This is a genomic window from uncultured Salegentibacter sp. (assembly GCF_963972535.1).
Classification (GTDB): domain Bacteria; phylum Bacteroidota; class Bacteroidia; order Flavobacteriales; family Flavobacteriaceae; genus Salegentibacter.
The window spans coordinates 1-5,424 of the sequence record NZ_CAXAVR010000145.1; the positions used below are offsets into that span (position 1 = coordinate 1).

Annotated in this window: 5 protein-coding genes; all 5 read right to left on the minus strand. The window is 38.0% G+C overall.

The window, feature by feature from the left end; translation table 11 throughout:
* Positions 1 to 526: 526 nt before the first annotated feature.
* A complete protein-coding gene (locus AACZ30_RS12655; protein WP_075327539.1) occupies positions 527 to 1,249 on the minus strand; it encodes a response regulator transcription factor in 723 nt (240 codons plus the stop codon).
* Positions 1,250 to 1,253: 4 nt separating this feature from the next.
* Entirely contained in the window at positions 1,254 to 2,825 is a 1,572-nt protein-coding gene (locus AACZ30_RS12660; protein WP_339649757.1) for a HAMP domain-containing sensor histidine kinase, read from the minus strand.
* A gap of 67 nt (positions 2,826 to 2,892) precedes the next feature.
* Positions 2,893 to 3,483 carry a dephospho-CoA kinase gene (gene coaE, locus AACZ30_RS12665; protein WP_093303685.1) on the minus strand — a complete coding sequence of 197 codons (591 nt, stop codon included), beginning with the start codon at positions 3,481 to 3,483 and terminating at the stop codon, positions 2,893 to 2,895.
* A complete protein-coding gene (locus AACZ30_RS12670; protein WP_339649764.1) occupies positions 3,480 to 4,436 on the minus strand; it encodes a YbbR-like domain-containing protein in 957 nt (318 codons plus the stop codon). The genes coaE and AACZ30_RS12670 overlap by 4 nt, the downstream gene beginning before the upstream one ends.
* Positions 4,429 to 5,424: glycosyltransferase (locus AACZ30_RS12675; protein WP_339649766.1), on the minus strand; the 996-nt coding region annotated here is incomplete at its 5' end. The genes AACZ30_RS12670 and AACZ30_RS12675, both read right to left, overlap by 8 nt.

Genomic DNA, 5,424 nt, shown 5'->3' on the forward strand with positions numbered 1-5,424 from the left:
TGCCCAAACCCAAAAGAAAAATTCAGTAAAAAAAAGAGTAAAAAAAGCGCAGTAGGTGTACCAAACGGCTGTAGCCGAAAAGTAAAACCGGGTGATGTAAAGTAACTTTGCTTCATAGCCGGATTTTAGCGCTTCCGGCAGTAAAGATAAAACTTGTGGCGGGAAAGATTTAAAAATTACGTTAATTATACGGTTTTCCGTAATTAAAACCGGGGCATAAAAATGCCTGGCCAGGTAGCGACCGGGGAAGTGTTGTTAAATTTTTCCGGGTAAGAAAACAATGAGAGTGGCTTTTTGCTAAAGCCGCTTTTACACGTTAGGCTGCCCCGATAATTCGGAGTAGTTTCAGTGATCACGTCATCCTGAACTAGTTTCAGGATCTAACGTGTTAGAACTCCCATCAACTTAGATGCTGAAATAAATTCAGCATGACGAGCCATTGAAACAAGTTAAGCATGACGGTAAATGGACTAAATATACATTTAAGCCACTCTCATTATTCCCGGAAACTGAAAATTACCTCGCGTTATGCTTCGGCATTTTCGTTGTTTTTTACCACCAATCTAAATCCTTCGCCGTGAATGTTTAAAATCTCTACATTCTCGTCTTTCTTAAGGTATTTACGCAGTTTGGCGATATATACATCCATACTTCTGGAGGTAAAATAATTATCGTCTCTCCAAATTTTGGTAAGTGCCAGTTCTCTTGGCATCAAATCGTTCTCATGCAGCGCAAGTAAACGCAATAACTCGTTCTCTTTTGGAGAAAGTTTTTGAGCTTCTTCGTCTTTATAGGTTAAAAACCTTAGTTTAGAGTTAAGGTGAAAACCACCAATCTCGAACTCAAATTGCTTAGAGTCTGCCACGCTATCTGTAGCTTTACGCTGCATAATGGCTTTAATCTTCATAAGCAATACTTCGCTGTCAAAAGGTTTGTTTAGGTAATCGTCTGCTCCTACTTTATAACCTTTAAGCACGTCTTCTTTCATCGCTTTGGCGGTAAGGAAGATAATTGGGATTTCTTCGTTCTTTTCCCTTATCTCTTTAGCCAGCGTAAAGCCGTCTTTGTAAGGCATCATGACATCAAGAATACAAAGATCAAAATCGTCTTTTTTAAACTTTTCAAAACCTTCCATTCCGTTTTTGGCGTGCGTTACTTCGTAATCGTTCATTGCCAAATAATCTTTTAAGACGGTTCCAAAGTTTGGATCGTCTTCTACTAACAAAATTTTCTTGTCTTCAGTTTCCATATATTTAAGATATTAGAGGTAATTTAATTATAAATGTGCTTCCTTTTCCTTTTTCGCTTTCTACCGATACCTGCCCGTGGTGATCTTCTATAATTCTTTTGGCATAGGCTAAACCTAAACCGTGACCTTTCACGTTATGAATATCTCCAGTATGTTCGCGATAAAACTTTTCAAATATTTTCTTTTGCACCAACTTAGACATTCCCGCTCCCTGGTCGCGAATTTTAAGGATGATGTAGTTCTTTACATTTTCAGTATAAATATCAATCTTAGGCGTCTCTGGAGAGTATTTTACGGCATTGTCCAGTATGTTTACTATCACATTGGTAAAGTGATCCTGATTAGCCAAAATTGAAGAGCGCAGCGCTCCAAAATGCGTTTGTATATAACCGCCACGATCTTCTACAATTAATTCTATGTGGGTAATGGCATCTTCTACAATCTCATTAAGTTGAAGCCTTTCTTTTTTAAGGTCCAGTTCATTTTTATCCAGTTTAGAAATTCGTAAAACGTTTTCTACCTGGGCATGCATTCTTCTATTTTCATCACGAATCATTTTAAGATAGCGCTTTTTCTTTTCTTCGTCGCTGCTAATCTTAGGGTTTTTAATAGCGTCTAAAGCCAGGTTTATGGTGGCAATAGGCGTTTTAAATTCGTGCGTCATATTATTTATAAAATCGGTTTTTATCTGTGAAATTTGCCGTTGCTTTATCAATTGTGACAATGCGCTGGAATAAGCGATCACGATAATAAGGGTAAAAATTATAGAAAGTGCAGCCATTAATGTTATAGATGAAAGCACTACTTTTTTCTTTTCGGTAAAATTAACCAGCAACTGGTAATTGCTATTTCCCATATCGTCTGCAAAAAGCGGAACCCCATAGGTGGCGGGATGGCTTAGCGAAAAATTATCGCTGTGCAGATTGGTAGAAATACTATTGCTGTAAACACCATATTCAAATTCTGAATTGATGTCGCGGTTGCTCAATTCCTGGGCTAAAAGCCTTTCTATAGTAGCTTCGTTCACTCTTTGGTGCAGCGGAAGCCTGCTGGTATGCTCGGCAATATATTCTTTAAGCAAATTCTTCTCATACTCGTCCATACGAATAATACGCTCAATTTGCTGTTGAGAGCTTAGACCGCTACCGTCTATATTATTACGGTTATTCACAATACTGGTCACCTTTTTATTGATGAGCTTGGTAAAGGGAATACTATCGCGGGCCGATTCTATAAAGCCTGAAGAAACCTTATAATCTTCTTCCAGAATAGCATCTGAATGAAAGAGGGTTTGGTTTCTTAATTTGTTTTCGTTTACGTAAGAATATTCGGTAATCGTGGCGGCCTGCAACCGACTATTTGTGCTGTCGGCATCTTTAAATTTCATCCAGTAATCTTCAATTTCCTGGTTTTCAATTTCATTAACCACTCTTAAGAGTACCTGTTTCACATCGTAGGTAAACTGCGCTTCTTTGTCGTCTACGGTACTCTTAATCCAGTATCCCTGCACAAAAATAATACCGATAAGGGAAAGGCTCATTAAGATAACGAGAAGTAAAAAAAGCTTTTTATTCATGCTGCCAAAAGTAAGATTTTAACATTTAGTGCTTCAAGCGTTTAACCAAATGTTAACAAAACTTCTGCTAATTTTTACCTCGTTTTAAGATAATCTGATGTAATTCGTCAACCCGCGATTTGGTAAGGGATAAATCGTGATTCTCTATTTCTAAATCGGCCAATTTTTTCTTTTGGTCGTCACTCCATTGTTTGGCCATCCTGGCTTCAATTTCTTCCAGTGAACTATTATCGCGTTGTTGTAATCTTTTTATTTTTTCTGCTTTATCAGCAGTAACTAAAATATTTATATCGCATTTTTTATAACCGCCGGCTTCAAACAAAATTGCTGCTTCATAAATTACATAAACCGAATTCTGCTCGTTTTTCCAGCTTTCAAAATCTTTGGCTACGGCTGGGTGAATTATTGCGTTAAGTGCCTCCAGTTTATCAGATTCATTAAATACTACGGAAGCGATATGTTTACGATTGGGCGTTTGGCCAGAATAAGCTTCTTTACCAATAAGCGCGGTAACTTTTTCCCTTATCTCTGCTGAAGTTTCCAGGAGGCGTTTCCCGGCATCATCGGCAATATAAACCGGGACGCCTTTTTCTTTAAAAAAGCCGGCCACGGTAGTTTTCCCGCTGCCAATACCGCCGGTGAGTCCCACTACCATCATCGTTTTATAACAAATTGAATTTTACGCTCGTTAAGCCGAAGATTTCTCACCATTAAAGGCGCTTCTGTAATCCTGGCGATAATAAAATCGTCGCCATCATCTATATCATTAAAATCGCAAACCACCCTAAAGTTTTCGGCTTTCACCATTTCGTATTGCTTTAAATTCACCTGATAATACACCAAAACTTCTTTCGGAAAAATAGCAATATTGGTATCTTCGGGCTTATTTAGAATTTCTACCGGCACTTTTACACTGCCTTCGGTAAACTTCTCTACTTCCTGGCTATAGGTAACCTCGGTATTATAAAAACTCAACATTCCCAGGTTGGTAGTATCAATTTTAACCCTGCCGGAAACATTAGTATTAATGTTGTTGATCTTTAAATAAACCGTATTTAAATTTTGAAGGGTATCAATAATATTTTCGGGGCCGCTTACCTGTACCGAATCGGGTTGCAGGCTTACCGGCTCCCCTGCCGAATAACCTACCGCGTAACTAAGATCTATACGTGGCGTAACATTTACCCATTTATTCTTTTTAGGTTGAAATTCTACTGAAAGGCTTTCCTGGATAAAACGGGCTTTTTCAAAATTAATATTTACCTGCTCTTCCAAAACTTCGCGGTTGGCTTCAAAATTATAAACCAGCTCGCCATCTTCTTCTGTGGCTTTGCCAAGGTCTAATTCTACCCTGGGTTTAAAAATTTGGTAGTACCAAATGGCAAAACCTTTATCCTGAATTCTTAATTGTAAATTATCTGGCCGTTCTTTAGATAGGGTTTTATCTAAAGGCACATTTTCATAAGAAACCGGAATGTCTATTACTTGTGTATATTCTTTAGAAATTTGAACAAAAAACCAAATAAGTGAAGAAAACAGCAAGAAAAACCCAAAGCTTTTTAAGCTGGATTTTTTTATAGAAATTCTTTTAAATCTTATGTTTTTAAACATTTTTAAAGAATAAATTCGGGAATTCGTGTTCCGGGTCCTGTTTTAAAATATGAATATGCCAAAGTGATTTCATAAAGCCATAACCATATCCAAAAAATTGTACCAAAGTGGCATAAACCGCCAGGAAACCAATTCCTAAACTTTTATTTTTAATAGCGGCATCTATAGCAATAATCACAAAATATAGTACATATAAAAGAAATAACCACCAAATTCCCAGTTTTAAAAGCAAAATAGCCAATAAAAAGCCTAAACTAAAAACCGCGGGAAACCAATAGGTGATTTTCCCCGAACCTGGATGCCATTTATTGAGAATTGGCCGTACCATCCCGAATTTTTGAACCTGGGTATAGAATTTAGACCAGTCTATGCGGCGTTTATGAAACACCACCGCATCTGGAATTAAACATAATTTATATCCCATTTTTTTAAGCCTAAGCGAAAGATCGGGATCTTCGCCCGGATGAATTTTCCCGAATCCGCCGGAAGCTTCAAAGGCTTTTTTTGAAATCCCCATATTAAAACTTCGGGGCTGAAAATCGTTTACCGCCGACTTTTTACCACGAATTCCACCGGTGGTAAGAAAAGAGGTCATGGAATAATCTATGGCTTTCTGAATCCTACTGAAAGAAGGATGCGAAGCATCTGGCCCGCCAAAACAATCGCAATAATCCTGCTGAAGGAATTTATCTACTTCCTGCAGATAATTTTCAGGTAATAAAACATCTGAATCCAGAATAAGAAAGTAGTTGCCTTTGGCTTTTCGCATCCCAAAATTCCGGGAATCTCCGGGGCCTGTATTCTTTTTGTAGTGGTAACTAACGTTGAGTTGCTGCTGGAACTCAGTTGCAATACCTCCGGAAGAAATACTGGAACCATCTTCTACCAGCACAATTTCAAAATCCCGACCAAACTGAAGTTTGAGCATACTCTCTAACAACTCCCTCACCTCCCCGGGGCGGTTATATACAGGAATTATAAAGGAATA

Coding starts and splice junctions, on each gene's coding strand:
- AACZ30_RS12655 (WP_075327539.1), bottom strand. CDS start 1,249: ATGGAAACTGAAGACAAGAAAATTTTGTTAGTAGAAGACGATCCAAAC.
- AACZ30_RS12660 (WP_339649757.1), bottom strand. CDS start 2,825: ATGAATAAAAAGCTTTTTTTACTTCTCGTTATCTTAATGAGCCTTTCC.
- coaE (WP_093303685.1), bottom strand. CDS start 3,483: ATGATGGTAGTGGGACTCACCGGCGGTATTGGCAGCGGGAAAACTACC.
- AACZ30_RS12670 (WP_339649764.1), bottom strand. CDS start 4,436: ATGTTTAAAAACATAAGATTTAAAAGAATTTCTATAAAAAAATCCAGC.